24 protein-coding genes and 3 tRNA genes are annotated in these 26,242 nt (G+C 59.0%); 22 read left to right on the forward strand and 5 right to left on the reverse strand.

Annotated features, from left to right (window positions below; all coding sequences use genetic code 11):
* Positions 1-68 precede the first annotated feature (68 nt).
* Positions 69-569, reverse strand: coding sequence for a hypothetical protein (locus GbCGDNIH6_RS04775; RefSeq protein WP_072563034.1), 501 nt, complete (start codon positions 567-569; stop codon positions 69-71).
* Between the two features lie 31 nt (positions 570-600).
* On the reverse strand, positions 601-1,134 hold the full coding sequence (locus tag GbCGDNIH6_RS04780) for a DUF192 domain-containing protein (RefSeq protein ID WP_072563035.1): 534 nt from the start codon (positions 1,132-1,134) through the stop codon (positions 601-603).
* A gap of 176 nt (positions 1,135-1,310) precedes the next feature.
* Here GbCGDNIH6_RS04780 and GbCGDNIH6_RS04785 point away from each other — a divergent pair, with 176 nt between their 5' ends.
* The 6 genes from GbCGDNIH6_RS04785 (at position 1,311) to gad (ending at position 6,056) form a co-directional block, all read left to right on the forward strand.
* Positions 1,311-2,294 (forward strand): XdhC family protein, encoded by a 984-nt coding sequence (locus GbCGDNIH6_RS04785; protein ID WP_072563036.1) that lies wholly within the window; start codon positions 1,311-1,313, stop codon positions 2,292-2,294.
* Positions 2,291-3,934 (forward strand): NTP transferase domain-containing protein, encoded by a 1,644-nt coding sequence (locus GbCGDNIH6_RS04790; RefSeq protein WP_072563037.1) that lies wholly within the window; start codon positions 2,291-2,293, stop codon positions 3,932-3,934. Before GbCGDNIH6_RS04785 ends, GbCGDNIH6_RS04790 begins: the two co-directional genes overlap by 4 nt.
* Before the next feature lie 80 nt (positions 3,935-4,014).
* Positions 4,015-4,088: transfer RNA gene (locus tag GbCGDNIH6_RS04795), tRNA-Pro, on the forward strand.
* Positions 4,064-4,432 carry an ETC complex I subunit gene (locus GbCGDNIH6_RS04800; protein WP_072563038.1) on the forward strand — a complete coding sequence of 123 codons (369 nt, stop codon included), beginning with the start codon at positions 4,064-4,066 and terminating at the stop codon, positions 4,430-4,432. Before GbCGDNIH6_RS04795 ends, GbCGDNIH6_RS04800 begins: the two co-directional genes overlap by 25 nt.
* A 34-nt stretch (positions 4,433-4,466) precedes the next feature.
* Positions 4,467-4,543, forward strand: a tRNA-Arg gene (locus GbCGDNIH6_RS04805).
* A 133-nt stretch (positions 4,544-4,676) separates the two neighbouring features.
* Positions 4,677-6,056 carry a glutamate decarboxylase gene (gene gad, locus GbCGDNIH6_RS04810; protein ID WP_072564358.1) on the forward strand — a complete coding sequence of 460 codons (1,380 nt, stop codon included), beginning with the start codon at positions 4,677-4,679 and terminating at the stop codon, positions 6,054-6,056.
* Here the strand turns inward: gad and GbCGDNIH6_RS04815 are convergent.
* The 3 genes from GbCGDNIH6_RS04815 to GbCGDNIH6_RS04825 form a co-directional block, all read right to left on the reverse strand.
* The gene (locus GbCGDNIH6_RS04815; protein WP_072563039.1) at positions 6,009-7,226 is read right to left on the reverse strand and encodes a cation:proton antiporter; all 1,218 of its coding nucleotides are present in this window, start codon (positions 7,224-7,226) and stop codon (positions 6,009-6,011) included. The genes gad and GbCGDNIH6_RS04815 overlap by 48 nt on opposite strands.
* 57 nt (positions 7,227-7,283) lie before the next feature.
* On the reverse strand, positions 7,284-7,961 hold the full coding sequence (locus GbCGDNIH6_RS04820) for an MBL fold metallo-hydrolase (RefSeq protein ID WP_072563040.1): 678 nt from the start codon (positions 7,959-7,961) through the stop codon (positions 7,284-7,286).
* Positions 7,962-8,061: 100 nt separating this feature from the next.
* Positions 8,062-8,135: transfer RNA gene (locus GbCGDNIH6_RS04825), tRNA-Cys, on the reverse strand.
* A 181-nt stretch (positions 8,136-8,316) separates the two neighbouring features.
* Between GbCGDNIH6_RS04825 and GbCGDNIH6_RS04830 the strand changes: the two genes are divergently transcribed.
* The 16 genes from GbCGDNIH6_RS04830 (at position 8,317) to gloA (ending at position 26,228) form a co-directional block, all read left to right on the forward strand.
* Positions 8,317-9,015 (forward strand): protein-L-isoaspartate O-methyltransferase family protein, encoded by a 699-nt coding sequence (locus GbCGDNIH6_RS04830; RefSeq protein WP_232449981.1) that lies wholly within the window; start codon positions 8,317-8,319, stop codon positions 9,013-9,015.
* A gap of 86 nt (positions 9,016-9,101) precedes the next feature.
* Positions 9,102-10,517: a TolC family outer membrane protein gene (locus GbCGDNIH6_RS04835; protein ID WP_072563041.1), complete on the forward strand. Its 1,416-nt coding sequence runs from the start codon at positions 9,102-9,104 to the stop codon at positions 10,515-10,517.
* Positions 10,518-10,691: 174 nt separating this feature from the next.
* Positions 10,692-13,367, forward strand: coding sequence for a valine--tRNA ligase (locus GbCGDNIH6_RS04840; protein WP_072564360.1), 2,676 nt, complete (start codon positions 10,692-10,694; stop codon positions 13,365-13,367).
* 163 nt (positions 13,368-13,530) lie between these two features.
* The gene (gene pyrH / locus GbCGDNIH6_RS04845) at positions 13,531-14,256 is read left to right on the forward strand and encodes a UMP kinase (RefSeq protein WP_038515471.1); all 726 of its coding nucleotides are present in this window, start codon (positions 13,531-13,533) and stop codon (positions 14,254-14,256) included.
* Between the two features lie 81 nt (positions 14,257-14,337).
* The gene (frr, locus tag GbCGDNIH6_RS04850; protein WP_072564361.1) at positions 14,338-14,904 is read left to right on the forward strand and encodes a ribosome recycling factor; all 567 of its coding nucleotides are present in this window, start codon (positions 14,338-14,340) and stop codon (positions 14,902-14,904) included.
* Between the two features lie 79 nt (positions 14,905-14,983).
* Positions 14,984-15,718, forward strand: coding sequence for an isoprenyl transferase (locus tag GbCGDNIH6_RS04855; protein ID WP_072564362.1), 735 nt, complete (start codon positions 14,984-14,986; stop codon positions 15,716-15,718).
* Positions 15,719-15,751: 33 nt separating this feature from the next.
* Positions 15,752-16,594 carry a phosphatidate cytidylyltransferase gene (locus GbCGDNIH6_RS04860; RefSeq protein ID WP_072563042.1) on the forward strand — a complete coding sequence of 281 codons (843 nt, stop codon included), beginning with the start codon at positions 15,752-15,754 and terminating at the stop codon, positions 16,592-16,594.
* 44 nt (positions 16,595-16,638) lie between these two features.
* The gene (gene dxr, locus GbCGDNIH6_RS04865; protein ID WP_072564363.1) at positions 16,639-17,802 is read left to right on the forward strand and encodes a 1-deoxy-D-xylulose-5-phosphate reductoisomerase; all 1,164 of its coding nucleotides are present in this window, start codon (positions 16,639-16,641) and stop codon (positions 17,800-17,802) included.
* 18 nt (positions 17,803-17,820) lie between these two features.
* Positions 17,821-18,951, forward strand: a complete 1,131-nt coding sequence (gene rseP, locus GbCGDNIH6_RS04870) for an RIP metalloprotease RseP (RefSeq protein WP_081369970.1) — start codon at positions 17,821-17,823, stop codon at positions 18,949-18,951.
* A gap of 199 nt (positions 18,952-19,150) precedes the next feature.
* The gene (gene bamA / locus GbCGDNIH6_RS04875; protein ID WP_332455405.1) at positions 19,151-21,559 is read left to right on the forward strand and encodes an outer membrane protein assembly factor BamA; all 2,409 of its coding nucleotides are present in this window, start codon (positions 19,151-19,153) and stop codon (positions 21,557-21,559) included.
* Complete coding sequence (locus GbCGDNIH6_RS04880; protein ID WP_072563044.1) at positions 21,559-22,464, forward strand: OmpH/Skp family outer membrane protein; 906 nt, start codon at positions 21,559-21,561, stop codon at positions 22,462-22,464. The genes bamA and GbCGDNIH6_RS04880 overlap by 1 nt, the downstream gene beginning before the upstream one ends.
* 7 nt (positions 22,465-22,471) lie before the next feature.
* Positions 22,472-23,497, forward strand: a complete 1,026-nt coding sequence (gene lpxD / locus GbCGDNIH6_RS04885) for a UDP-3-O-(3-hydroxymyristoyl)glucosamine N-acyltransferase (protein WP_072563045.1) — start codon at positions 22,472-22,474, stop codon at positions 23,495-23,497.
* Between the two features lie 31 nt (positions 23,498-23,528).
* On the forward strand, positions 23,529-24,041 hold the full coding sequence (fabZ, locus tag GbCGDNIH6_RS04890; protein WP_072563046.1) for a 3-hydroxyacyl-ACP dehydratase FabZ: 513 nt from the start codon (positions 23,529-23,531) through the stop codon (positions 24,039-24,041).
* Positions 24,041-24,889, forward strand: coding sequence for an acyl-ACP--UDP-N-acetylglucosamine O-acyltransferase (lpxA, locus tag GbCGDNIH6_RS04895; RefSeq protein WP_072564365.1), 849 nt, complete (start codon positions 24,041-24,043; stop codon positions 24,887-24,889). Before fabZ ends, lpxA begins: the two co-directional genes overlap by 1 nt.
* 45 nt (positions 24,890-24,934) lie before the next feature.
* A complete protein-coding gene (locus GbCGDNIH6_RS04900; protein WP_198355812.1) occupies positions 24,935-25,819 on the forward strand; it encodes an LpxI family protein in 885 nt (294 codons plus the stop codon).
* Between the two features lie 13 nt (positions 25,820-25,832).
* Positions 25,833-26,228 carry a lactoylglutathione lyase gene (gloA, locus tag GbCGDNIH6_RS04905; RefSeq protein ID WP_072563047.1) on the forward strand — a complete coding sequence of 132 codons (396 nt, stop codon included), beginning with the start codon at positions 25,833-25,835 and terminating at the stop codon, positions 26,226-26,228.
* Positions 26,229-26,242: the final 14 nt, after the last annotated feature.

Below are 26,242 nucleotides of genomic sequence, written 5' to 3' on the forward strand. Positions count from 1 at the left end.
AACCGGGTCATGGCTGCTGTCTCGGCCAAACTCTCCCGATTACAGGGGCACGATTACAGGGGGGCCGATTACAGGGGGATGGTCGGGGCCATGGGTAATGCCGCCAACCTCGACTGGAACAGGGGTGCATCAAATCCGGCAGTGTCGGTCAATGTCTCGGTAGCAGCCAGATGCAGCAGGGCAGGATGCAGGCTGACCTCACCTTTTTGAATCGAGAAATAGGGCCGCAGGGCTGGCGCATGGCTCATAAGGTCGATCAAAGCGAGCAGGCGGATCAACAGGGACATACCCCGTGTGGTGTCCAGCCCTGTGGTTGCATCGATTGCTGAGGCCCAGCAACGGGCATCCCCGTCGGTCAGGGCCATTTCCACTGGCCTTTCATCCGTCCCGGCAAAGCGGAAAAGGCGGGGCGGTCCCCAATGCTGAGCGGCTGCCGCATCCCTTGCCGCGTCCCAGGCATTCGCCAGATCGCGCACCGGAACCGGAGGCAGGGAGGGAGGCGTGCGGTCGGTCGCGTAATAGTGTGCGCCCGACTCATCTTCCCTGACGTGGATGCGGCGATCTTTCATTCTACACTAAACCGGCTACATAAACCGGGCTTCAGTCCGGCTTTTTCGCAGGAGCACGGGCGGGAGCAGAAGCAGCTTCGGCCAGGGAGGCAATGGCTGAAGTGGTGATCCGGTCACCGACACGGATGTCGTTTTTCTCGGTCGTGCCGGCGGCCAGTTCCAGCGTCGCACGGACCGGGCCGTTGCTGTCGATCACTGAGAGACTGCGCGGAACCGTGTTCTCGGCAATGGCGCGGATCGTGCCGTCCTCGTTGATGAACACCATATCGAGAGGAATCAGCGTATTACGCATCCACATCTGGCTGTTTCGTGGCGCGTTCCAGTCGAACAGCATGCCGCCATCTGCCGGGACTGATTTACGCCACATCAGACCGATGGTCTGCTGATCCACCGTGTGAGCAACCTCGACTTTAAAAGGCACAGATCGGCCATCATGGGTATGCACAATGAGAGGCTCCCGCTTCATCTCCGGCTGTGGCTTTGTATCATCCAGAGCATGGGCCTGAGGAGCAAAAATAATCAGCGGGCTGGCAGCCAGCACACTCAGCAGGAAACGACGCTTCACGATCCGGGTTCTCCGATAACGGCATGATCTGAGACGGTTCTATTCTGTCAGACGTTTCGCGCCAATGTCCTTGGCCCTGTAATCGTCATTCCGACGATCATGGGGCGGATATTGCGGCCCGGTGCGGACAGAACCATCTTTGATTAAGGAAACAGCCCATTGCGGAAAGAGGGCGGATGAATAACGCGGACGATCTTCACGTCATCAGAACGGCTGTTGCATGGCAGGAGGAGGGTGCTTCGGTGGCATTGGCCACTGTGCTGCAAAGCTGGGGCAGCTCACCCAGACCACCGGGCAGTTTGATGGCTGTGGCGGATGACGGCCGTATTGCAGGCTCTGTCAGCGGCGGCTGCGTTGAGGCTGCGGTGGTGGATGAGGCCATGACGACATTCAGAACTGGTCGTCTGCGTATGGTGGAGTATGGCGTTACACAGGACAGGGCCTGGGAAGTCGGGCTGGCCTGCGGCGGAAGGGTCCGCATTCTGGTGGAGCCCTTACAACAGGAGCATGTTCCTCTGCTGTATGCCATTCGTGCTGCATGTGAACCGGGGGAGGAGGGGGTTTCCTTGATCCGATCACTGGCAACAGGGAAATGGAAGCTTCTTCCGGTGGACGGGCAGGCCGGACCATCCGTCGTGCTGACGGAGCAGCATTTTACGCAGTCATTTCATCCTCCGGCGCGTCTTCTGACGGTGGGGGCGGTCCATGTCGCACAGATACTGACGGGACTGGCGACAAAAGTCGGTTTCGCCTGCACAGTGATCGATCCGAGACCGGCCTTGCTGACAGCAGAGCGGTTTCCGGATGCCAATCTGTGTGTGGCATGGCCGGATGAAGCGATCGTCGCGATGAAACCTGATGCTCGAACGGCCGTGATCGTTCTGAGCCATGATCCCAAACTTGATGATCCCGCGCTGCTGGCAGCTTTACGGACGCAGGCATTTTATATCGGCGCTTTGGGATCGGCACGTACCCACTCGGCACGATTGGCGCGATTGCGGGATAAAGGAGTGAATGAGTCCGCACTGGACAGGGTTCGTGGACCTGCCGGACTGCAATTGGGTGGACGGCGCGCTACGGACATTGCCCTCTCTATTCTGGCTGAAATTTCGGCTGTCCGTCATGGGGCTGCGCTTGGGATGCGGCAGGATGAGGCATGAAATTCGGACGTTTTCCTCCGTTGGAGGCAACCGGTGCGGTTTTGGCACATACGCATCGTTTGCAGGATGCGGTACTTCGGAAAGGCACCGTACTGACGTCGGATCACATTGCTCTGCTGTGCCGCCATGGGGTGTCAGAGATTGTCTGCGCGCAACTGGAGGCAGGCGATATTCCAGAGAATGAGGCCGCTCGCCGCATTGGTATCCTGCTGGAAGGGAACGGTCTGAAAGCGGGCAGGGCAGCAACCGGCCGCGTCAATTTGCGCGCAACCGCATATGGCCTGATCGATATTGAGCCGATTGTGATCAATCGGCTCAACCGCCTGCATCCCGGTATGACAGTTGCGACTGTGCCCGAGCGGCATGTGCTGCGACCGCGGGATATTGCCGCCACCATCAAGATTATTCCGTTCGCTCTGCCGGACGCTGCCTTGCGGCAGGCGGAAATCCTTCTGCAAGGCCGCCGGCCTTTACAACTCCATCCGTTCCTGATGCGCAGAGTCGGTCTGATCATCACAATGATGCCCGGCACGCCGCAGACATTTTACAGTCTGGTAGAGACCGCAACCAGACACAGGATTGAAAGCCTTGGCGGATGCCTGCTGCCGCCCGTGCAAGTGCCGCATGAAGAAACGGAGATAGCCCGGGCTGTAGAATTGTTGACTGATGAAGCGGTGGATGTGCTGCTCGTGGCTGGTGCTTCGGCGGTGGTGGATCGTGATGATGTCGCCCCTGCTGCCGTGGTTTTGGCGGGCGGGGAGGTGGTGCATTTCGGGATGCCGGTTGATCCCGGTAATCTGCTGTGCCTGTGCCGGATCGGGTCGATGCCGGTGGTGATCATGCCGGGTTGCGCCCGCAAACTGGATCTGAACGGGGTGGATCATATCCTGCATCGGATTTTTGCCGGGCTTGAAACTGGCCCGGAGCATATCATGGCTATGGGGGTCGGTGGTCTGGTGGGTACAGCTTCGCCCAGCCCTGATCTGGATAAGATGACCCCGGAAGAATATCATCCCATGCAGGTCTCTTCTGCCGTCACACCCCGGATTGCAGTGGTTATTCTGGCGGCTGGTTTATCGCGAAGGATGGGCAGCCGGCATAAACTGTTGCAGCCCGGACCGGATGGCAGAGCTATGATTACCCATGTCGTCGATCAGGCGCTGCAAAGCCGGGCTTCGGAGGTCGTCGTCGTGCTCGGCGATCATGCGGAGGAGATGCGGTCCGTATTGGCGACCCGTGATCTGACAATCGTGGAGGCAGCCGATTACGCGCAGGGTCTGTCTGCCAGTTTGCGGGCTGGAATAGCGGCCATTGAGGAAACGGCGGATGCAGTGCTGATCTGCCTTGGTGATATGCCTTTCGTGTCGCATGGACTGATGGACCGGCTGATGGCGGCGTTCGATCCTATCCATGCCCCGATCGTGGCACCGGTATGGGAAGGACAACGCGGTAATCCGGTCCTGTGGGGTGCCAGATTTTACAGAGATTTAAGTCGCTTGAGCGGTGACCGGGGAGCAGCCTCTCTGCTGGATCGCTGGCAGCATAGGCTCTGCCGCCTTTCCATGGAGGATGGAGCCTGTTTGATCGACATCGACACGCCGGATGATTTGATCAGTTGGACAGTATCAGCAGCCATGTGATGCTATAAGCCTTGCGTTATTGCGCGGCTGACAATACGGTCCGCCCCGACCGGACATGTTCATGACGGCCATGGAATCAGCGGGGCGTGGCGCAGCCTGGTAGCGCGCCTGTTTTGGGTACAGGAGGTCGTGGGTTCGAGTCCCGCCGCCCCGATTCTGGATCATGGCACTGGGAATGAGGAATCGACGCCAATGCGCGCGCGTATCTATCAGACTCCGAAATCCGCCATGCAGTCCGGCCGTGCCCGGAGCCATGTGTGGATACTGGTCTACACCGCGGAGCAGAAGCGCACCCCCGATGCCCTGATGGGCTGGATTGGGGGCGCCGAAACCCAGACTCAGGTGCGTCTGCGCTTTCCTACACGTGATGCGGTTATTGCCTATGCTGATGCCAATGGCATCGACTATGAGGTTGAAACCGCGCATGGCCGCAAGGTCAGGCCGAAGCAGTACTCGGATAATTTTAAATTCGGGCGCATTTATAACTGGACTCACTGAGTATCCGTGGGCATCCCGTTTCTGCTCCGTCTGCGCGCCCTTAGCTCAGTTGGATAGAGCACTCGCCTTCTAAGCGAGGGGTCGCTGGTTCGAATCCAGCAGGGCGCGCCATATGATTACATTACGTGTCGTTTTCAGACCATGCTTCATCGCAACCGGTCCTGGGATACGATAAGTTCAGGGCATCCTTTATCTTCAACAGCAGGGGAGCATGGTTTTGCAAGCGGATAGTCCTGAAAACAACATGCGTAGTGAACTGCTCGACGATGTGTATGCCTCGGATGACCTGGCAGTGGCGTTGCCCAAATATGCATTTCCGCAGCAAGAACATGCACCGCGCCATGTTTTCGCCTCGATCCGTGACGAACTGATGCTGGATGGCAATTCGCGGCAGAACCTGGCCACGTTCTGCCAAACCTGGGTGGATGACGAAATCCATGCGTTGATGAACCTGTCGATCGACAAGAATATGATCGACAAGGATGAATATCCACAGACCGCCGAGATTGAGAACCGGTGTGTGGCGATGCTGGCCGATTTGTGGCATGCGCCTGATCCGCGTGGCACGATGGGATGCTCGACGGTCGGCTCGTCGGAAGCCGCGATGCTGGGCGGTCTGGCGTTGAAATGGCGTTGGCGCAAGGCACGGCAGGCGGCCGGGCTTCCTGCGGATCGGCCCAACCTCATTTGTGGCCCGGTGCAGATTTGCTGGCATAAATTCGCCCGCTATTTCGATGTCGAGCTGCGCGAAATTCCGCTCGTGGGCGACCGCTTATTGATGAATGTAGAAGAAGTGCTGAAGCGAGTTGATGAAAATACCATCGGCGTGGTCCCCACTCTGGGTGTGACTTTTACCTGCCAGTATGAACCGGTCAGAGAGATCAGCGATGCGCTGGATCGATTGCAGGCGGAAACTGGCCTTGACATCCCCATTCATGTCGACGGCGCGAGTGGTGGTTTCCTGGCTCCTTTTTGCGCCTCGGACCTTGTCTGGGATTTCCAATTACCCCGTGTGAAGTCGATCAACACATCCGGACATAAATTCGGCCTTGCCCCGCTAGGCGTCGGCTGGATCATCTGGCGGGAAGCCGCCGATTTGCCGGAGGAGCTGGTTTTCAACGTCAATTACCTCGGCGGAGATATGCCGAGCTTTGCGCTGAATTTTTCCCGACCGGGCGGGCAGGTTGTCTCTCAGTATTATAATTTCCTCCGGCTGGGGCGGGAGGGATACACGAAAATCCAGTCTGCCTGTTACGCCACCGCTCAATATCTGGCGAAGCAGATCGCGCAGATGGGGCCGTTCCACATCCTGTATGATGGAAACCCGTCCACCGGTATTCCGGCCCTGTGCTGGACGTTAAAGGACGGGACCGGCATCGGTGGCTACACGCTCTATGATCTGGCGGACCGGCTACGCAGCCGTGGCTGGCAGGTGCCAGCTTATTCCATGCCCGCCAATCGTGACGATCTGGTGATCCAGCGTATTCTGGTACGGCATGGGGTCGGCTTTGATCTGGCGACCCTGCTGATCGAGGATATCAGGCGCTCGGTGGATTTCTTCGCGAAACACCCGGTTTCAAGACCGATGACGCTGGAGGAAGCTGGCAGCTTCAACCATAACTGACCGGTCGCGCAGCACTCCTTTTGCCAACGGCATGGCGATGGTGGTGCAGATGAGAGCCATGACAATCAGGGCGGAGAAAGCGTCATCATCGATCAGATGTGCGGTGCGCAGCATGTTGACGACGATGACCTCCATCAGCCCTTTGGTCTGGAGCAGCGCCCCAAGGACCAGACCAAAGCGCCAGGATTCTCCGCCGATACGTCCCATCACGGCAACGCCTGCCATTTTTCCGATGACGGCAGACAGCATGGCTACCGTCAGCACGACCCAGAACTCGGCAGCATGCGGGTCGATGGATGTACGAAGCCCTGTTAACATGAAGAAAAACGGCATCAGCAGAGTGATACACGTGGATTCCAGTCGGACCAGCAGATCTTCCCGCAGTGCGACGGGCATCGTCGCGCCCGCCAGAAAAGCACCGAGAATATATTGCAGCCCCAGCCATTCGGTCAGCAATCCTGAAGCCAGCGCATAGATTCCGGCCATGGCCATAAGGCGGTCTTCATGCCCCAGCAGCCATGGAGAAGCGCGGCGTATCAGTTTCGGCAGCCCGAGAAACCAGATCGGACCGATCAGCAGGACCAGCAGAAGCCGGTGATCGCTTCCGGCGGCAAGTAACAGTGCGAGCAAAATCCATAATCCGGCATCATTGGCGGCGGCAATCCGCAGCGCGCTTTGACCAAGGCGAGAGGAGGAGAGGCCATTTTCCCGCAGGATTGCTGCCAGAACAGGCAGAGCGGTTACCCCGGCGGAAATTCCGGTGGCGGCAGCCAGCGGAAAGGAAAACCCGCATGCCAGCCCGGCAATGCCCCCCAGCAGGGTTGGAACCAGAATGCTGCCTGCGATCAGTCTGACCAGCAATCCTGACTGGCCGTGTGAACTGTTGTCGCGCATGCTGTCTGGGGTGAGATGTAGTCCGGCCACGAAGCCGAAGAGAAGTACGGCGATTGCCGCCAGACCACTAAGTGCGCCAAGGCTGGTGCTGTTGAACAGCCAGGCAGAGGCGTGAGGAAAAAAACGCCCGAACAGGCTGGGGCCGAGGGCGATACCGGACAGGATCTGCAACACCGCCAGTGGCACGATGCGTTGCAATTTCAGGCCGTGCCATATCAGGACTGGCCCTGCCACGATGATCAGGCTTTGGATCAGCAGCAGGGCAATGGGCGACATGAGGGCAGTGGTCCGGTTGTCATCTGTGCAGGGGATAGGAAGCGTGTGGCGGAATGCTTATTGCAGAAAAGGATTGCTTTTCCGCTCTGCACCGAAGGTCGAGCCGGGTCCATGGCCACAGAGAAAGGCCACCTCGTCCCCTAACGGAAGCAGTTTCGTGTGGATGGAGTTCAGAAGCTCATCAGTGTTGCCATAGGGAAAGTCGGTGCGCCCGACAGAACCCTGAAACAGGACGTCGCCAACAATGGCGAAATGCGCAGGATGAATCAGAACGATATGGCCCGGTGTATGGCCGGGGCAGTGCAGAACCTGAAACATATGCCTGCCGATGGAGAGGGTATCCCCTTCCTCCAGCCAGCGGTCGGACGTGGCATTTTTCATGCCCGGAATCCCGTAGGCAGCGGATTGGCGGGCGATGCTATCCATCAGGAACTGATCACGCCGATCCGGTCCGGAAACCGGAACAGCCAGACCTGAACGGTCCTGAAGAGCTGTTTTCAGTTCCTCAACGCCGCCTGCGTGATCAAGATGCCCGTGAGTCAGCCATATCCCTTCGACCAGAACGCCATGATGGTCGATGGCCGCCATGATGGAGGCTACGTCTCCACCGGGATCAATCACGACACCCCGGTTCGTTTCCTCATCCCAGAGCAATGTGCAGTTCTGCTCGAAGGGGGTTACCGGAATAACCGCAAGGCGCAGTCCGGGCGGAGGCGAGGGGAAATTCTGGCTCATGTTGCTATGGCACCTGATTGCGTACGGGTGATAGGCTGAGCGGATTAACGCTGGAACAGTACAAATATCATATGGAAGAATCACCGCCGCCTGAGGGGGGTGGAGGTCCGGGCGGGAATCGAACCCACATTCACGGATTTGCAGTCCGCTGCATCACCACTCTGCCACCGGACCATCAAGCACTCAGGGCAGGGGCTGGCTTATGTCCTGTGCTCCTGGCATGGTCAAGAGGGGTTTCTGCAAAACCCGACGTGTCCTGATGCACAACCATTGCGAAGGTGTGGCATACAGGCCATGGCGCTTCTGCGTTTGTGCGGCTATCATGAGGATGCAATAACGGTCACGGATTGTCGCCATGGATAGCGCAGCCTCTGTTTATTCTGCCGCTCCGATGGAGTTTCAGCCTCCTCCGACAGATGCCAGGGCCGTGATGGTTGATGGGCAGATACGTCCGAACCGGGTGACCGATCCCCGTATTCTGACGGCCATGCGCCATTTGCCGCGGGAGCATTTTTTGCCCCGGCATCTGGCTGAGTTCGCCTATATTGATGATGATATTCCTCTCTCTGATGACCGGGTGATGCTGAAACCGCTGATCACGGCCCGCCTGCTGCAACTGGCGGCTCCGGTCGCAGGGGAGCATTGTCTTGTGATCGGGGCGGGGACTGGTTACGGCACCGCCATTCTGGCGTCCTGTGATGTTTCCGTGGTGGCTCTGGAAGAAGATGACACATTGCGTGCCGTGGCCCAGACTGCGCTTGGGCGCCATGCCCCAGGGGTCAACCTGGTTTCAGGGAAGCTGCAGGCTGGATGCCCGGAGCATGCGCCATGGGATCTGATTTTGATTGAGGGTGCCGTAGCTTCCATTCCGGAGGTTATCGTATCGCAGCTTCGGAAGAATGGTCGTCTGGTGACCGTGCTGCGTCCGGACGGCGGTCCCGGCAAGGCTGTGGTTGTGGAGCAGGGAACATCCGGGCCTGTCTGGGTGGAATCATTCGACTGCATGACGCGCTTGTTACCGCAATTCCGGGCTGCCCCGGCTTTTTCATTTTGACATACGGGATATCTGCGGTCTCCGGTATCCGGTGCAGAGGAAAGCAGCCGCATAACAAGCGGTCTGTTAAGGATAAGGGTCTAGAGATGACGTTGCGTAGTGCTTTGATGCTCGGAGTGGTGGTCTTTGAGGGGTTGGCCGCTGTTGCAGGCTCCGCTCATGCTCGGCCGCCGGTGACGCTCAGGGAGGCCCTTGCGGCGGCTTACTCTACCAATCCAACGTTGCTGGCGGAACGGGCGAAGCTGCGTTCGACTGATGAAAACGTGCCTGCCGCCCTGTCTGGCTGGCGGCCTACGGTAACTGTCTCGGCAGGCCCCGGATATGGGTTCGGTCAGCTTGCTTTCGGCTCGTTTGGCAACAATGCACTAGAGCAGCCGCGCAGGCAGGAACGCCCCTATTATTCGGTTCAGGGCAATTTCAGCCAACCGATCTATCAGGGCGGCAAGGTCACGGCCCGCACCCATCAGGCTGAGGACTCGGTCATGGCTGAACGGGCGAGACTGATCGATACCGAACAGACAGTGTTCATCAATACTGTTAATGCTTTTACGTCCGTTGTGCAGCAGCAGCAATTGGTTGCGATCAACGTCAACAATGAATCGGTTCTGGCCCGTCAGTTGCAGGCCACCAATGATCGTTTCAGGGTTGGCGAAATTACTCGTACCGATGTGGCGCAGGCCGAGGCAGCGCTGGCTCAGGCTCGTGCTCTCCGCCAGACGTCGGAAGGGAATCTACAAACTGCCCGGGCTACCTATCGTCAGCAGGTGGGTGCCTTGCCGCAGGCTCTGGACGCACCTCAACCGTTGAAGCTGCCTGCTAACGATCAGGATGCTGCCACCAAACTTGCTGCCGTCAATAATCCTAAAGTCGTGGCCGCACTGTATGATAATGCGACTGCCAAGGACAATATCGACGTCCAGTATGCCGCCTTGATGCCAACATTGGCTTTGCAGACTAGCGGATACCAGCTTGTTGGAACGTCTCAGAAAGGTTTCGAAAACACAGGCGGCACTGTTGTACTACAGGCGCAGATTCCGATCTATCAAGGGGGAGCGGAGTATGCCGCAATTCGTCAGGCAAGGCAGGCAGAGCAGCAATCCCGCAAGCAGGTCGATGATGCGCGTCGCACAGCCGTGCAGCAGGCTACTTCCGCCTGGCAGACCCTGATTGCGGCCCGTGCAGCGATTCAGAGCCAGCATGCACAGGTTCGTGCCAATGAGATCGCGGTGGAAGGTGTCGAACGGGAAGCGCTGGTTGGCAGCCGCACCACTTATGACGTCCTGCTGCAACAGCAGAACCTGCTGCAATCCAGAACCAATCTGGTGAACAGCCTCGCCTCGCTGATCAATGCATCCTACGGCGTGGCGCAGGCGGTCGGGCAGCTGAATGCCAGAGATCTCAATCTCCCTGTGCCACTGTATGATGAGACGGCCTATTACAGGGCCGTCAGAAATCGCTGGTTTGGTGCGGGTGATGAGGCGGTTAATCAGCCCGGTCGGTAAAACTGCGGCAGTTTCTCTGTCATCATATCCGGCGGGCGGAAGGGCAATGGATCATGCCGTTCCGCCCGATCTATATGGAGGGCTGATGACCATTCTCCTGTCATGATGGCCGGGGCCCTCTGCTGAGCACGTGGACCGGTTTCCCAGCCTGATTTCATCGTGTATGAACGCGTCATGCTGAGCAAGAATTTCGATCATGCTGCCAATGAGCAGCGTATTTATGCGGGCTGGGAACATGGGGGCGCTTTTGCCGCCAATCCCGAGTCATCGGCCACACCTTTTACCATCATGATTCCTCCCCCCAACGTGACGGGCAGCCTCCATATGGGGCATGCGCTGACGTTTACGTTGCAGGATTCTCTGGTCCGCTGGCGGCGTATGCAGGGGCGGGACGTATTGTGGCAGCCCGGCACCGATCACGCGGGGATTGCGACCCAGATGGTGGTAGAGCGTCTGCTGGTGTCCGAAGGTTCGCCGGGACGGCGTGAGATGGGCCGGGATGCTTTTCTGGACCGCGTCTGGCGCTGGAAAGCGGAAAGCGGCGGCAATATCACCCATCAGCTTCGTCGCCTTGGTGCTTCGCTCGACTGGGGGCGGGAGCGTTTCACCATGGATGACGGGCTTTCCGCCGCTGTGCGGGATGTCTTCGTGACGTTGTACCGGCAGGGCCTGATCTATCGTGATCGTCGGCTGGTGAACTGGGATCCCCAGCTTCAGACCGCCATTTCCGATCTGGAAGTGGAAAGCCGGGAGGTTCGTGGCAATCTCTGGCATATCCGCTATCCGCTGGAAAACGGGGAGGGCAGCATCATCGTTGCCACGACCCGCCCGGAAACGATGCTCGGTGACAGCGCCGTTGCCGTCCATCCGGAAGATGAGCGTTACACGGCCCTGATCGGGAAATGTGTGATCCTGCCGCTGACCGGTCGCCGTATCCCGATTGTTGCGGATACGTATTCTGATCCGGAAAAGGGCACAGGGGCGGTGAAAATCACCCCGGCACATGATTTCAACGACTTTTCTGTCGGTCGCCGTCACGATCTGCCGATGCCGTCCATCATGGATCGTGAGGGGCGGATCACAATCGCGGAGATTTTCTGTGCAGAGGCGGCAGATATCGCCGATCCGGCTTTTGTCGCCGGGCTTGAGGGGCAGGAGCGGTTTGCCGCCCGCAAGGCGATTGTGGCACGTCTGGAGGAGATGGGTTTCCTCGAAACGATCGAGACACATACCCATCAGGTTCCCCATGGCGACCGCTCTGGCGTGCCGATCGAGCCGCTGCTGACCACGCAATGGTTCTGCAATGCAGCCGAATTGGCGAAACCGGCCGTGGCCGCGGTGGAGTCTGGTGATACTCGTTTCGTTCCCAAGCAGTGGGAAAACACATTCTTCGCCTGGCTGCGGGATATTCAGCCTTGGTGCATCAGCCGTCAGCTCTGGTGGGGGCACCGGATACCGGCCTGGTATGCACCTGATGGCAGCGTCTATGTGGCCGCAACCGCTGAGGAAGCGCAGGCCGCCTATGGGGGCAGCGAGACCCTGACGCAGGACGAGGACGTGCTGGATACGTGGTTCTCCTCCGCCCTGTGGCCGTTCAGCACGCTGGGCTGGCCGGAGGATAACTCGATCCTCTCCCGCTATTATCCCACGGATGTGCTGATTACCGGCTTTGATATCATTTTCTTCTGGGTTGCCCGGATGATGATGATGGGGCTGCACATACAGAAACAGGTGCCGTTCCGCGACGTCTATATTCATGGTCTAGTCCGTGATGAGCGTGGCCAGAAAATGAGTAAATCCAAGGGGAACGTGATCGATCCTCTGGCATTGATCGAAGCGCATGGTGCCGATCCGATGCGTTTTGCCATCTGCCTGCTGGCCGGACCTGGGCGCGATATCAAACTTGGTCCGAAGCGGGTGGAAGATGCCAGCCGCTTCGTTACCAAGCTTTGGAACGCGTCCGTATTCTGTGAGCGGAACGGTGTGAAGCCGGAGCCGGGCTTCGATCCCGCGACTGTCACGTTACCTTTGTCGCGGTGGATTCTGGCCAGCGCGGATGATGCCATCCGGGCGGCGACGCAGGCGCTGGAAGCGTATCGTTTCGACGACTATGCCGCCACCTGCTACCGTTTCGTCTGGAACACTTTCTGCGACTGGTTCGTCGAGCTGGCGAAACCGATTTTGCTGGCTACCGACACCCCGGAAGCTGCCGAGATCAAGGCTGTGGCCGCCCATGTGCTGGGGGTGGTATTGCGTTTGCTGCATCCCGCCATGCCGTATGTGACGGAAACACTGTGGGACCATTTTGGTTACGGGCCGGAATTCAGCCTGATCCGTGCGCCATGGCCGGAGATCGGCGTCAGCGATCCCGCGCGGGAGGCTGCACGTCAGGAGATCGACTGGCTGGTGCGCCTGATCGGGGAAGTTCGCACCGTCCGTAATGAAATGAACGTGCCGCCTTCAACTCTGACCCCGATCCTCCTGAAAGATGCGGTGGCGGAGACCGTGGCGCGGGCGGAACGGTGGCGCGATCAGATTGCCCGTCTGGCCCGTGCTTCGTCCGTGACATCGCTGGAGGGTGCCTTGCCGAAGGGCAGTGCCCAGGCCGTGCTGGATGAAGCCATTATTGTCATTCCTCTTGAAGGGGTCATCGATCTGGATGCCGAGCGGATTCGTTTGACGCGGGAGCGCGACAAGGCGCGGGATGAGGCATCGAAAGTAGTCCGCAAGCTTGAGAATGCCGATTTCGTCGCCCGCGCGAAGCCGGAGGTCGTGGAAGAAAACCGCGACCGGCTGGCAGCGCTGGAGGCCGATATCGTGCGTCTCGGTGCCGCTTTGGAACGGCTTTAGAAGTTTCTTTCGTGCCTTTCTCTGCCTGCCTGTCGGCAAAGCCGACAGGCAGGTGGCCGGAAAGAAATAAAGTTCGGTCAGAAAAAGCCGAATTTGCCTGTGATGATGCTTTCACGTCGGGCTGCCACGCTTTAGGTTCGCCCCGCCGGTGGATGGAACAGACATGACGGAACAGCCAGTTTATAAACGCGTCCTCCTGAAAGTGTCGGGGGAGGCGCTGATGGGCAGCCGCGAATACGGGCTGGACAAGACGATGGTGCAGACCATTGCCAGCGACATTGCCGATGTCGTGGCATTCGGCGTTGAAGTCTGTCTGGTGATTGGGGGGGGCAATATTTTCCGCGGCGTCTCTGCCGCAGCCAGCGGTATGGACCGTGCTCAGGGTGATTATATCGGTATGCTGGCGACTGTTATGAATGCGCTGGCCATGCAGGCGGCGCTGGAAAAGCTGAACGTGCCGACCCGGGTTCAATCGGCCATTCCAATGGCCAGTGTGTGTGAGCCTTATGTCCGCCGCCGTGCCCAGCGGCACATGGAGAAAGGCCGGGTCGTGATTTTTGCTGCCGGAACCGGTAATCCTTTTTTCACCACCGATACGGCAGCGGCTCTGCGGGCTGCCGAAATGGGCTGCAACGTCCTGCTGAAAGGAACGCAGGTCGATGGCGTCTATGCTGCCGATCCGCGTAAAAACCCGGATGCCGAGAGATATAACGAGCTGACCTATCTGGATGTGCTGAGCCGTGACCTGTCTGTGATGGACGCTGCGGCGATCAGTCTCTGCCGCGAAAATCATCTGCCGATCATCGTGTTCAATATCCACGAAACCGGGGCTTTCGGACGTGTCATCCGCGGCGAAGGCCGTTTCACGCGGATCGTGGAAACTCAGTAAGACCAACTACCGGCTCCATCGCCTGATTTTTGGCTGGTCATACCGGTCGGAAACAGGCCCAGAATGAAAGAGGAAGCGACCATGGCCGCCGATCTCAATACGCTGAAGCAGGATCTGACCCGCCGTATGGATGGGGCGCTGGAAACGCTGCGCCGTGAATTTGCTGGGCTTCGCGCCGGTCGCGCCAGCCCGGCCCTGCTGGAGCCGGTGCGGGTCGATGCTTACGGCAGCGAGGTTCCGCTGACACAGGTCGGCAATATCGGGGTGCCGGAAAGCCGGATGCTGACGGTGCAGGTCTGGGACCGGTCTCTGGTCAGCGCGGTTGAAAAGGCGATCCGCGATTGCGGGCTGGGTCTCAATCCGCAGACTGAGGGCCAGCTGATCCGCGTGCCGCTGCCTATGTTGACGGAAGAGCGTCGTAACGAGCTGGCAAAAGCTGCCGGGCGTTATGCCGAGAGTACCCGTGTTGCGATTCGCGCTGTGCGTCGGGATGGCATGGATCAGATCAAGGGCCATGAGAAAAAAAGCGAGATCGGCGAGGATGAGGCTAAAACATGGTCCGATGAGGTCCAGAAGCTGACTGATCAGTACATCAAGCGTGTGGATGACGCGTTGGTCGAAAAAGAAAAAGACATTCGGCAGGTCTGACGGGTCTGTTTCAGGGCATCCTTCATTGATCTTCCAGAAAAAAACCGTTCATGCGCCTGATCTCGCGTCTGCCTCTACGATGGAGGCAAGTGCGGTGGCAGATGGTGCTTCGCCCTTACCGGTGCATATTGGCATCATCATGGACGGAAATGGCCGTTGGGCTGCTGCGCGTGGACTGCCGCGTATTGCCGGTCATCGGGCGGGTGCGCAGGCTGTGCGGCGGGTGGTGCAGGCCGCCATTGAGGCCCGTATCGGCTGGCTGACGCTCTATGCGTTTTCCAGCGAGAACTGGCGGCGTCCAGCGGGGGAGGTCACCGATCTGACCGGGCTGCTGCGTCATTATATTCGCAGCGAAATTAACGAACTGGCGGAAAACGGGGTTCGGCTGCACATTATTGGGGACCGCTCCCGGTTTTCGCATGATATTCAGAATGATCTGGCGCAGGCAGAAAGACGGACGGCCAATAATACCGTCCTGCATCTGGTGATCGCGCTGTCTTATGGTGCCCGGGCCGAGATTATCAATGCCGTACGCAGCGCGGCAGAGGCTCTGGCGGCAGGTCATATGGTGCCGGAAGCACTTGATGAAGCATTGTTTTCCTCTTTTCTCTCAACGGCAGGCATGCCCGATCCTGATCTGATCATCCGGACCAGCGGGGAAAGGCGGCTGTCCAATTTCCTCCTCTGGCAGGCGGCCTATGCCGAACTGGTGTTCATGGATGTGCTATGGCCGGATTTTGCGTCCGTGCATTTTCAGCAGGCCTTGGCCGAGTTTGGTCGACGCGAAAGGCGCTTCGGTGCCCGTCCGCTATGATCACCAGAACCATATGAGCGATGGAGGAACAAGATGACCGGACAGGCGATGAATGCGGCCTCATCGTCGTCTGGAAAATGGCGGGATCTGCGCCTGCGTTTACTGTCGGCGGCGGTTATGGCACCGCTTGCATTGGCCTGCCTGTATGAAGGCAGATTGTTCTGGGCAGTCCTGATGGGTATCGCTGCGCTCGGTATCTCTGTTGAGTGGGTCCGGCTCTGCGGGGCTAAGGAGCGAGCATGGCCGGGCAGTGGTGTTCCCCTGTTCACCCTGCTGGGTGGAGGAATTGCCGTTGCCCATCATGTCATAACCGGTCTGATTGTTCTGCTGATAGGTGGGGCTTTGATTGTGTGGCTGGGCAGGGCGGCACGGCATCCGCTGACGCTTGGTGCGGGGGTACCTTATTTGGGGGCCTGTCTGCTGACCCTGATCTGGCTGCGCTACGACCCGGTGGTGGGCAGAGCCAATGTTCTGTTTCTGGTCATCAGCGTCTGGGCCAGCGATATCGGGGCCTATCTTGCGGGACGTCTGATCGGGGGGGCAAAGCTCGCTCCCTCCATATCGCCCGGCAAGACATGGAGCGGTGCTGTTGGTGGCGTTGTTGCTGCGATGGGGACGGGGCTGGCCATTGCACCGGTGCTGCATTCCGGGCCTGCTATCGGCGCGCTTTGGGTTGCCTGTCTGATTGCGGTGGTGTCACAGGGTGGTGATCTGCTGGAGAGCGGCTTGAAACGCCGTTTTGGAGTCAAAGATTCCGGAACACTGATTCCGGGTCACGGTGGTCTTCTGGACCGTCTGGATGGGTTGCTGACGGCGGCGCCAGTGGTGGCTGTGCTGGCGGCATTGTTGGGGCGAGGAGTGGCGGTGTGGCAATAACCAGACGGGCAGTGGTTCCGGGTCTGAAAGATCGGGTCGATGAGATGGCAGGGCCGCGCACGATCACCATTCTCGGTAGTACCGGCAGCATCGGCACACAGACCATTGAGTTGCTGGGTGATCGTCGCCGCTATCAGGTGAAAGCGTTGGTGGGCGGGAAAAATGCCGCTTTGCTGGCGGATCAGGCGCTGGCGCTGGGGGTAGAGCTGGCCGTGATTGCCGATCAGGATTCCTATCCTGTGCTGAAGGAGCGTCTGGCAGACAGCGGTATCGCCAGTGCCTGCGGTCCTGATGCGGTGGTCGAGGCCGCTGCGCTGGAAGCTGACTGGACCATGGCGGCGATCACAGGGGCCGCCGGATTGCCCCCGACACTGGAAGCCATCAAGCGTGGCCGGAGCGTTGCTCTGGCCAATAAGGAGGCTCTTGTCTGTGCGGGCGATGTGATGTTGCGTGCGGTCGAACAGGCCGGAGCAACCCTGCTGCCGGTTGATTCCGAGCATAATGCTATTTTTCAGGCGCTGGCTGATGGCAACATCACACGATTGGACAAGATCGTATTGACCGCCTCTGGTGGGCCTTTCCGGACCGCGAGCCTGGAGGAGATGAAAGCAGCCACACCGGAACGCGCCTTGAAACATCCGGTCTGGTCGATGGGGGCCAAAATTTCCATCGACAGCGCGACCATGATGAATAAAGGTCTGGAAGTCATTGAGGCTGCAAGATTATTTTCTCTGACTGAAGATCGTATCGGTGTACTGGTCCATCCCCAATCGGTGGTGCATGGACTGGTGTATTATCAGGATGGCAGCGTTCTGGCGCAGCTTGGATCACCGGATATGCGGATTCCGATCGCCCACACGCTCGCATGGCCGGAGCGGGTGGAAACACAGGCGCGGCGCCTTGATCTGACAGCCGTGTCGCGGCTCGATTTCGAGGAGCCTGATGTGATCAGATTTCCAGCTCTGCGTCTGGCCCGCGAAGTTCTGCGTGCCGGGGGAGGCGCTCCGGCGATCTACTCGGCTGCCAATGAGATCGCAGTGGATGCATTTTTGAATAAACGTATAGGGTTCCTGGATATTGCTGAGACAGTGGATAAAACACTTCAGCATCTTGGCGCCCCTGCCGTGGAAACGCTGGAAACAGTGTTCGCGGTTGATGCGGAAGCCCGCCGGGTTGCGGCATCCCTGACGCAGTCCTGCGCCGCCTGAGACGAAAAAGAGGCTTTTATGCTGCCTGAAACCATCCGCACTGTCCTGTCTTTCGTCATCGTTCTGGGCGTGCTCGTGTTCGTGCACGAGATGGGCCATTATCTGGCGGCCCGGATCAGCGGTATTTATATCGAGGCCTTCTCGATTGGCTTCGGTAAGCCATTGGTGAAATGGCGGGATCGGCGGGGCTGTGAGTGGCGGCTGTGCTGGCTGCCGCTGGGTGGATACGTGAAGATGTACGGCATGGAACGTCCGGGCGGCAATACGGGCACAGATCCGTCGGTCAATGCCGGCTTGCCACCTGTGCAGCCACCTCGGCCCGGCATGGCTTTTTTTGAAAAATCAGTTGGTTGGCGGGCATTTGTGGTGGCTGCTGGACCGCTGGCCAATGCTCTGTTGGCGATTGTGCTGTTTGCGGCGCTGTTCATGACGGCAGGACGGCAGATTCCTTTGCCGGTGGTGGGAGAGGTGCTGCCTCAATCGGCTGCAGCAGAGGCAGGGCTTCAGCATGATGATCGTATCGTTGCTATTGACGGTATGCAGGTCAGCCGGTTCGAGGATATCCAACGTTCTGTGGTGGGGCACCCGAATCAGCGTCTGGTTCTGAGCGTCGAACGGGGCGGGAAGGAAATCACCATCCCTGTGACGCCCCATGCCAAGGTGACGGACGGCCTCACGATCGGTGTTCTGGGGATCGGTGCCGGTGCCGTGACTGTGGAGCGTATGGCGCCGGGACAGGCCATCGTTCAGGGTGTGGCGCAGACATGGACGGAAACCGGGAATATCCTCTCCGGTGTCTGGCAGATGATGACTGGTCAGCGCAGCGCGAAAGAGCTGGGCGGCCCGCTGGCTATTGCACGGATTTCCGGGCAGGTGGCGCAATTAGGTATCCCAAGCCTTATTTCCCTGATGGCGTTGCTGTCGATCAATCTTGGTCTGATCAATCTGTTTCCGATCCCTATTCTGGATGGCGGGCACCTCGTCTTTTTCCTGATTGAGGCGATCCGGGGGCGGCCGATGTCACCCCATGCTCAGGAATACGGGCTCAAGGCAGGATTCCTGCTGCTGGCGACTTTGTTCATCTTTGTGACATGGAATGATCTGGCGCGGATGGGTTTGTTTCGCTGGTTTTCCCATCTGATCGGCTAAAGGTATGGAGAGCGTTCTCTCAAAGACGCAGTCCATGCTGAATATTCCGAATGTGCACAGTGTGATGTAAGTCGCTATGGCGTGTTGCGCTGCACTGAGGTAGCTAGGCCAGCTGATGGTCCGGCAGCCTGTGCGCTGGCCGTGCTGATTGATCTGTATGGTTGCCCTGTCTGCGGCAACTCGTTCGAGGGGGTACGCCTTGAGAGTAAATCGTGCTGCGTTGCTCGCCACGACCTGCCTGTTGCCAATGGCGCTGGATCGCGTCGCGATGGCGCAGACTGGCCGCAATCCATCAGAAGCCGTGCCGCCCCATGCAGGAGGAAAGCGGCAGGCTTATGCGGTCAAAGCTGCCTCTCGTTCCGGTTTGATCGAAACAGTCCAGATTGAAGGTAATCACCGGATCGAGACCGGCACGATTCTGTCATATATGGCTGTGCAGCCCGGTGACCCGTTCGATCCGGAGCGAATCGATCACAGCCTCAAGACCCTGTATGCAACCGGTCTGTTTTCAGACGTAAAGCTGGGCCGCCAGGGTAATACTCTTGTGGTGAAGCTCGTTGAGAACCCGATTATCAACCGGGTCGCTTTCGAGGGAAATCACAAGCTGACGGATGAACAGCTGCGCAAGATCGTGCAGCTTCGCCAGCGTGCCGTCTTTACGCCTCTTCAGGCTCAGGCTGACCGTCAGGCCATTCTGGCTGCCTATGCCGGCAGCGGGCGGTTCGCCGCTTCTGTCGAACCGAAGATTGTGCGGCTGCCTGATAATCGCGTGGATGTGATTTATGAAATCACAGAAGGTGACGCCACACTGATCAGCCGTATAGCCTTTGTGGGCAACAAGGCCTTCAGTGAAGGCCGCCTGCGGGAAGTGGTGGACAGCCGTGAAACACGCTGGTGGCGTTTCCTGTCCAGTTCCGACACCTATAATCCTGAGCGGATCAACTACGACAAGGAACTGCTGCGCCGCTTCTACCTTCAGAACGGCTATGTTGATTTCAAGGTCCGCGACGCCCATGCGGAACTGTCCCAGGATCGCAAATCCTTCTTCATCACCTATGTCCTGGATGAAGGGGAGCGCTACAAGGTCGGCAAGATTACGGTTGAATCGAAGCTGCGCCATGTGAAGGGCGATACGCTGCTGGGTGATATCACTTTGCGCAGTGGCCATTGGTACGATGGTGATGCGGTGGAGCAATCGGTTCAAGCCATCAGCGATGATGTGCAGAACCGTGGATATGCCTTCGTTCAGGTCAAGCCTCGCATCCTGCGCCATCCCGAGACTCATATCGTCGATCTGGTGTTTGACGTGACTGAGGGGCCGCGTGTCTATGTCGAACGGATCGACATCAGCGGTAATACCCGCACCAAGGACAAGGTCATCCGTCGCGAATTCCGCCTTGCTGAAGGCGACGCCTACAATGCCGCGAATGTTCGCCGCAGCCGTGCCCGACTGGAAAATCTGGGTTATTTCAACTCGGTTGATATCTCCCAGTCTCCGGGCAGCACGGCGGACCGGGTGGTTCTGAACGGGCGTGTCTCGGAAAAATCCACGGGTGAACTGACCCTTGGTGGCGGTTTTTCGACCACGGCTGGTGCATTGCTGAACGTTGGTCTGCGTGAACGCAACTTTGTTGGTTCAGGTATTGATGCCGGTATCAGCGGCGTCATCGCCCAGGCACAGAGCCAGGCCAATTTGAACGTGACCGATCCTTACTTCCTGGATCGGAATCTGGTCGCGGGCGTTGATCTGTATCACACCTCTCTTGATAACCGGTACACGGGTATCGCGCTGTATAGCGAGCGCAGGACAGGCGCGTCTGCCCGTATGGGGTATGCGTTCAATGAACATCTACGCCAAAGCTGGGATTACTCGATCACCACCCGCTCTGTTTATAATGTGGCGACCAATGCGAGTATCTTTATTCGCGATCAGGTCGGGTCATCCCTGCTGTCGCAGATCGGACAGACGTTCACGATCGATTATCGTGACAGCGTGGTGAACCCACATACTGGCTTTGTCGTCCGGTTTGGCCTTGATTATGCCGGTATCGGCGGTGGCGTGAATTACATCCGTGGCAAACTGGATGGCAGCTATTACATCCCGCTGGATTATTTCTCCGGCAATCACCTTTGGGGGATCGCTCTGACGGCCGGGGCGGGATATCTCTATTCTCCGGATGATAATGAACGCATCATTGACCACTTCTTCATGGGCGGCGCCAATCTCCGCGGTTTCATGTCGGGTGGTGCCGGTCCGCATGACTCGGTCTCCCGCGATAGTCTTGGTGGTCGTTTGCTGGTGACCCAGTCTACGGAGCTACGCTTCCCGCTCCCGATTTCTGCCGATCTCGGCCTGTCCGGTCGCGCCTTCGTCGATCTGGGCAGTCTGACACAGGCGGCCAACAAGCGCACTGCTGCTGCGTTGGCTTCCATGGGCGGCAGTCCCGGCCAGTTAAACGATGATGGCATCATCCGTGTGGGTGCTGGTGTCGGCGTGTCCTGGCAAACGCCTTTCGGCCTTATCAATCTTGACGTGGCGGCCCCAGTGTCTAAGGGACCCTACGATCAGACCCAGATTTTCCGCTTCGGTTTCGGCACGAGGTTCTAGTGCAAACAAAACGTCAGACGTTCGCTTCCGCCCTGTTGGCTGCGGCGATTATCCTGCCTTCCGTCCCTCTTTGGGCGCAGGGCTACTTTATCCCGGGGCAGCAGAAAGGGGCCGCAGCCGGACCCGGGCCTCGTGCCCGTCCCGCTGCCCCTCCTGTGCAGGCTCCCCCTCCCTCTGATGAGATGGCAGGGCAGCCGCAGGAGCAGGGTGAACCGCCTCTGCCGCAGATTCCGTTGCCGCCCGTGCCTGAGCTTCCCAAGCTGACAAAGGGCACTCAGCCCCCCGCCGCGATTGTCGGTGTGCTTGGTGTCCCGGAAGTCATGCGTGGCTCAACCGCTGCCCAGCAGGTGGAGCGGGTGATCGGTGGGCGCCGCAATGAACTGGCGGCTGACGCGCAGAAAGAACAGCAGGTGTGGCGACAGATGCAGCAGCAGATCCAGGCGGATCGTGGCAAGCTGTCGGTCGATCAACTGCGTAACCGTGAGCGTGCGTTGCAGGAACGTGTGCAGGAAGCCCAACGGAAATTCCGTGACCGCAACCGCACCATTCAGTTGGCTGCACAGGTTTCACTTGGCCAGATCGAGCGCACTCTGATTGCGGTCATCCGTCAGGTGGCAGAAAGCCGGAACATGAATCTGGTTCTGCACCGTGCGCAGGTGGCGTTGAATGTGAATGAATTCGACATCACCAAGGAAGTGATCGACCAGCTGAACAAGATTCTGCCGGAAGTGATCATCCCGCCGCCGGGTAAGGTACCGACGGAGGAAGACGCGAAGCTGCCGAAGAGCGTTCTGGATGCAGCTGTGAAGGTGAATGCGGCTGATCCGTCTGAGCCGGCGAAGAAGACCGATCAGGCTCCGCCTGCGTCGGCCCAGCCTTCCGCCAAGCCTCCGGCAAAGAAGTAAGCATATCATGAGCGTGCAGGAAGTTGTCGGCGATCCGCGGTTTTTTGCGCGGAGCGGTCCGTATGACATTGCAGCCGTGGCCGAGGCAGTGGGTGCTTCTATCCCGGCTGACTGCACGCTATCCCTGACGGGTGTGGCTCCGCTTCAGATTGCCGGGACGTCAGAGGTCAGTTTTCTGGATAACCGGCGTTATGCCGATGCGCTGGAGCAGACTCGTGCCGGGGCCGTGATCATCAAGGCGGAGATGGTTGATCGGGTACCTGCCGGCGTGATTGCTCTGGTGGTACCGGAGCCTTATCTGGCATGGGCCCGTGTTGCAGCACTGTTTTATCCTCTGCCGCCGGCGCAGCCAGGTGTTCATCCCTCCGCCGTCGTGGATGAAACCGCGTGCATTGATCCCTCTGCCCAGATTGGGCCGCTCGCGGTGATCGAAGCAGGGGTGGAGATCGGCCCGGATTGCCGTATTGCCGCGCATGCGGTGATCGGGACAGGCGTCAAGATGGGACGTGGTTGCCGCATCGGCTCCCATGCCAGTCTGAGCCATGCCATTCTGGGCGATCGGGTCTATGTCTATCCCGGGGTGCGGATCGGGCAGGACGGTTTCGGTTTTGCACCGTCGCCGGAAGGCTTCGTCACTGTCCCGCAGCTTGGTCGGGTGGTGCTGGAGAACGATGTGGAGGTTGGTGCGAACACCACAATCGACCGTGGTTCCATGCATGACACCGTGATCGGTGCCGGATCACGCCTCGATAATCTGGTGATGATTGCCCATAACGTCCGAATGGGGCGGGCCTGCGTGATCGTCTCCCAGGTTGGCATCTCCGGCTCGACGACATTGGGTGATCATGTGGTTCTGGCGGGGCAGGCTGGACTGATCGGCCATTTGAAGATCGGCTCCGGTGCGCGTATCGGTGCGCAGGCGGGGGTGATGGCTGATGTCCCGGCGGGGGCCGAGATCGTGGGATCTCCGGCTCAGCCGGTAAAGGATTTCTTCCGCCAGATTGCGATGTTACGGCGGCTTGCCCGCAGATAAGGCACGTAGACGTGCCAGGGAATTGAGGCTGATGGACCAGAGCGTAACTTCCGAGAACCAGCCGGAAACCGGCGAAGGCCGGACTATTATCGACATTGCGGGTATCATGAAGATGATCCCGCATCGTTACCCGTTTCTTCTGGTTGATCGGGTGATTGACATCGTCCGTGGTGAGCGTGGCATCGGCATCAAGAATGTCACAGCCAGCGAAAGTCATTTTGCCGGACACTTCCCCAATCATCCGGTGATGCCAGGTGTGCTGATCATCGAGAGCATGGCGCAGACGGCAGCGGTGCTGGTGGTCGATGCCCTGGGGACGGATGCTGAAGGGCGCGTGGTCTATTTCATGTCCATCGAGGGCGCGAAATTCCGCCGCCCGGTGGTGCCGGGGGACCAACTGCGTATTGAGTGCGAACGCTTGCAGCATCGTGGCAATGTCTGGAAATTCCGTGGCACAGCCCGTGTGGATGGGCAGATCGTTGCAGAGGCCAGTTTCGCAGCCATGATCCTGCGGCCTTCTCCGGCCCAGCAGGCTGAGGCATGATGAATCCAGTGACCGAGTTGAAGCCCGCCACGATCCACCCCACTGCGATCATATCCCCCTCGGCCAAAATCGGGGCAGGGGTAAGCATCGGACCATTCTGCACCGTGGGACCGGATGTAGAGCTGGCGGATGGTGTGACCCTCGTCTCCCATGTGGTTGTGGATGGTCATACGGTGATCGGGGAGGGTGCAACGCTCTGGCCGTTCTGCTCTGTCGGTCTGGCTCCTCAGGATCTGAAATATCGTGGAGAGCCGACCCGTACCGAAATCGGTGCTCGCACCCAGATTCGTGAACATTGCACCATTCACCGTGGCACGGTCACGGGCACCGGTCTTACCAAAGTCGGCTCCGACTGCCTGCTGATGGCAGTGGCGCATGTCGCGCATGATTGCGAAGTCGGTAACAACGTCATCATCGCCAATAATGTGGTTATGGGCGGGCATGTAACCATTGGTGATCATGCTGGCATTATGGGGGCAGCGGCGATCCATCAGTTCGTCCGCATCGGCCGCTGCGCCTGGGTGGGTGGTGTTTCTGGCGTTGAGCGTGATGTGATCCCGTTTGGCATGGTGATGGGTAATCGCGCATGGCTGGCCGGGCTGAATATCGTCGGCTTGAAGCGCCGGGGCTATGATCGCTCCGAAATTCACCGTCTGCGCGCGGCGTTCCGCATCCTGTATCGTGATACCTCCGTCGATGACGGGGTGTTTCAGGAGCGTGTACAGCGTGTTTCCACGGAATACGGCGAGGATCGTCTGATCGCGGAGATGCTGGCATTTATCGCGGCTCCCAGTCATCGTGGTCTGATCCGTAATGGCGTGCGTGATGACGGGGCTGAGCCGGCCTGATCCAGTCTGGCCCATGTCACTGAGGCTGTTCTTGAGGGAGGTCTCATGGCTGGCTCTTCGATGCCGGATATGAAGGTGGCCTTGGATGCGCCGCCTGCGCTCGGTATTATTGCAGGCAGTGGTGATCTGCCGGGGCGTGTCGCTGCTGCTGCAAGGCGTGCCGGTCGAGATGTTTTCATCATCGCTGTGGAAGGCCATGCCGAGCCTGCTGTCGTTGGCTCTTATTCTCATGCTTTTGTCCGTGTCGGAGCGGCCGGACGTATTCTGTCCCTGTTGAAACAGGCTGGATGCCGCGATCTGGTGCTGGTCGGGCCGGTCAAGCGTCCCTCTATCCTGCAGTTGCGTCCCGATGCGGAAGGGACCCGCATTCTGGCACGGATCGGCAAGGCTGCCTTTGCCGGGGATGATGGATTGCTGGCGGCTGTGGTGCGGGTGCTGGCCGAGGAAGGCTTTCAGGTCATTGGTGCTCATGATGTGCTGACTGATATTGTGGGGCCGACGGGTGTGATGACCAGAGCAGTGCCTGATGAGACGGCCCGTGGGGATATTGCCCGTGGAATTGCGGTGGTGCAGGCGCTTGGGGCGGTTGATGTCGGACAGGGCTGCGTGGTGCAGCAGGGGATTGCGCTGGCGGTCGAGGCCATTGAGGGCACGGATGCGATGCTGACCCGCAGCGCGACGGTTGCCCGACCGGGACCGGGTGGTGTTCTGGTCAAGCTGGTCAAACCCGGTCAGGATCGCAGGGCCGATCTGCCGACCCTAGGCCCGCGCACGGTACAGACAGCCATTGAGGCCGGGCTGCGCGGCATTGCGTTCGAGGCAGGGGGCACGATCCTGACTGCCCAGGCGGAGATGGTGCGTCTGGCGGATGAAGGTGGTCTTTTTCTGATCGGAATCGATCCTGCTGCGTTTAAACCGGACATTGCCTGAACAGGAGACGCTCATGCTGAAGGGCCGCATGCTTCACACGATGGTCCGTGTCCGCAATCTGGATGCCAGCGTTCGTTTTTATACGGACTTGCTGGGGATGAAGGTTTTGCGCCGCAGTGAGAATGAAGCCGGACGCTACACACTGGTTTTCGTAGGATATGGGGCGACGCCGGATGATGGCAGTCTGGAGCTGACCTATAATTGGGGTCAGGATGAAGGCTATGATCTCGGTACAGGATATGGCCACATCGCCATCGGCGTTCCGGATGTGGCGGCTGCGTGTGAGGCGATCCGTCAGGGTGGAGGCCATGTCACGCGGGAAGCTGGCCCGGTGAAAGGGGGCACGACCGTGATCGCGTTTGTCGAGGACCCGGACGGCTATAAAATCGAACTGATCGAGCGGCCCTGAACCGGAATAGTCGG

The sequence above is a fragment of the Granulibacter bethesdensis genome, assembly GCF_001889525.1.
In the GTDB taxonomy this organism is placed as follows: domain Bacteria; phylum Pseudomonadota; class Alphaproteobacteria; order Acetobacterales; family Acetobacteraceae; genus Granulibacter; species Granulibacter bethesdensis_C.

What these genes read in the sequence shown, in the direction of transcription:
- dxr (WP_072564363.1), top strand. Translation starts at nt 16,639, where the DNA reads ATGGCAGGGCCGCGCACGATCACCATTCTCGGTAGTACCGGCAGCATC.
- rseP (WP_081369970.1), top strand. Translation starts at nt 17,821, where the DNA reads ATGCTGCCTGAAACCATCCGCACTGTCCTGTCTTTCGTCATCGTTCTG.
- GbCGDNIH6_RS04790 (WP_072563037.1), top strand. Translation starts at nt 2,291, where the DNA reads ATGAAATTCGGACGTTTTCCTCCGTTGGAGGCAACCGGTGCGGTTTTG.
- lpxA (WP_072564365.1), top strand. Translation starts at nt 24,041, where the DNA reads ATGAATCCAGTGACCGAGTTGAAGCCCGCCACGATCCACCCCACTGCG.
- GbCGDNIH6_RS04900 (WP_198355812.1), top strand. Translation starts at nt 24,935, where the DNA reads ATGGCTGGCTCTTCGATGCCGGATATGAAGGTGGCCTTGGATGCGCCG.
- GbCGDNIH6_RS04840 (WP_072564360.1), top strand. Translation starts at nt 10,692, where the DNA reads ATGCTGAGCAAGAATTTCGATCATGCTGCCAATGAGCAGCGTATTTAT.
- lpxD (WP_072563045.1), top strand. Translation starts at nt 22,472, where the DNA reads ATGAGCGTGCAGGAAGTTGTCGGCGATCCGCGGTTTTTTGCGCGGAGC.
- GbCGDNIH6_RS04785 (WP_072563036.1), top strand. Translation starts at nt 1,311, where the DNA reads ATGAATAACGCGGACGATCTTCACGTCATCAGAACGGCTGTTGCATGG.
- frr (WP_072564361.1), top strand. Translation starts at nt 14,338, where the DNA reads ATGGCCGCCGATCTCAATACGCTGAAGCAGGATCTGACCCGCCGTATG.
- gloA (WP_072563047.1), top strand. Translation starts at nt 25,833, where the DNA reads ATGCTGAAGGGCCGCATGCTTCACACGATGGTCCGTGTCCGCAATCTG.
- GbCGDNIH6_RS04820 (WP_072563040.1), bottom strand. Translation starts at nt 7,961, where the DNA reads ATGAGCCAGAATTTCCCCTCGCCTCCGCCCGGACTGCGCCTTGCGGTT.
- GbCGDNIH6_RS04775 (WP_072563034.1), bottom strand. Translation starts at nt 569, where the DNA reads ATGAAAGATCGCCGCATCCACGTCAGGGAAGATGAGTCGGGCGCACAC.
- GbCGDNIH6_RS04815 (WP_072563039.1), bottom strand. Translation starts at nt 7,226, where the DNA reads ATGTCGCCCATTGCCCTGCTGCTGATCCAAAGCCTGATCATCGTGGCA.
- GbCGDNIH6_RS04855 (WP_072564362.1), top strand. Translation starts at nt 14,984, where the DNA reads ATGGAGGCAAGTGCGGTGGCAGATGGTGCTTCGCCCTTACCGGTGCAT.
- gad (WP_072564358.1), top strand. Translation starts at nt 4,677, where the DNA reads ATGCGTAGTGAACTGCTCGACGATGTGTATGCCTCGGATGACCTGGCA.
- GbCGDNIH6_RS04860 (WP_072563042.1), top strand. Translation starts at nt 15,752, where the DNA reads ATGACCGGACAGGCGATGAATGCGGCCTCATCGTCGTCTGGAAAATGG.
- pyrH (WP_038515471.1), top strand. Translation starts at nt 13,531, where the DNA reads ATGACGGAACAGCCAGTTTATAAACGCGTCCTCCTGAAAGTGTCGGGG.
- fabZ (WP_072563046.1), top strand. Translation starts at nt 23,529, where the DNA reads ATGGACCAGAGCGTAACTTCCGAGAACCAGCCGGAAACCGGCGAAGGC.
- GbCGDNIH6_RS04830 (WP_232449981.1), top strand. Translation starts at nt 8,317, where the DNA reads ATGGATAGCGCAGCCTCTGTTTATTCTGCCGCTCCGATGGAGTTTCAG.
- GbCGDNIH6_RS04835 (WP_072563041.1), top strand. Translation starts at nt 9,102, where the DNA reads ATGACGTTGCGTAGTGCTTTGATGCTCGGAGTGGTGGTCTTTGAGGGG.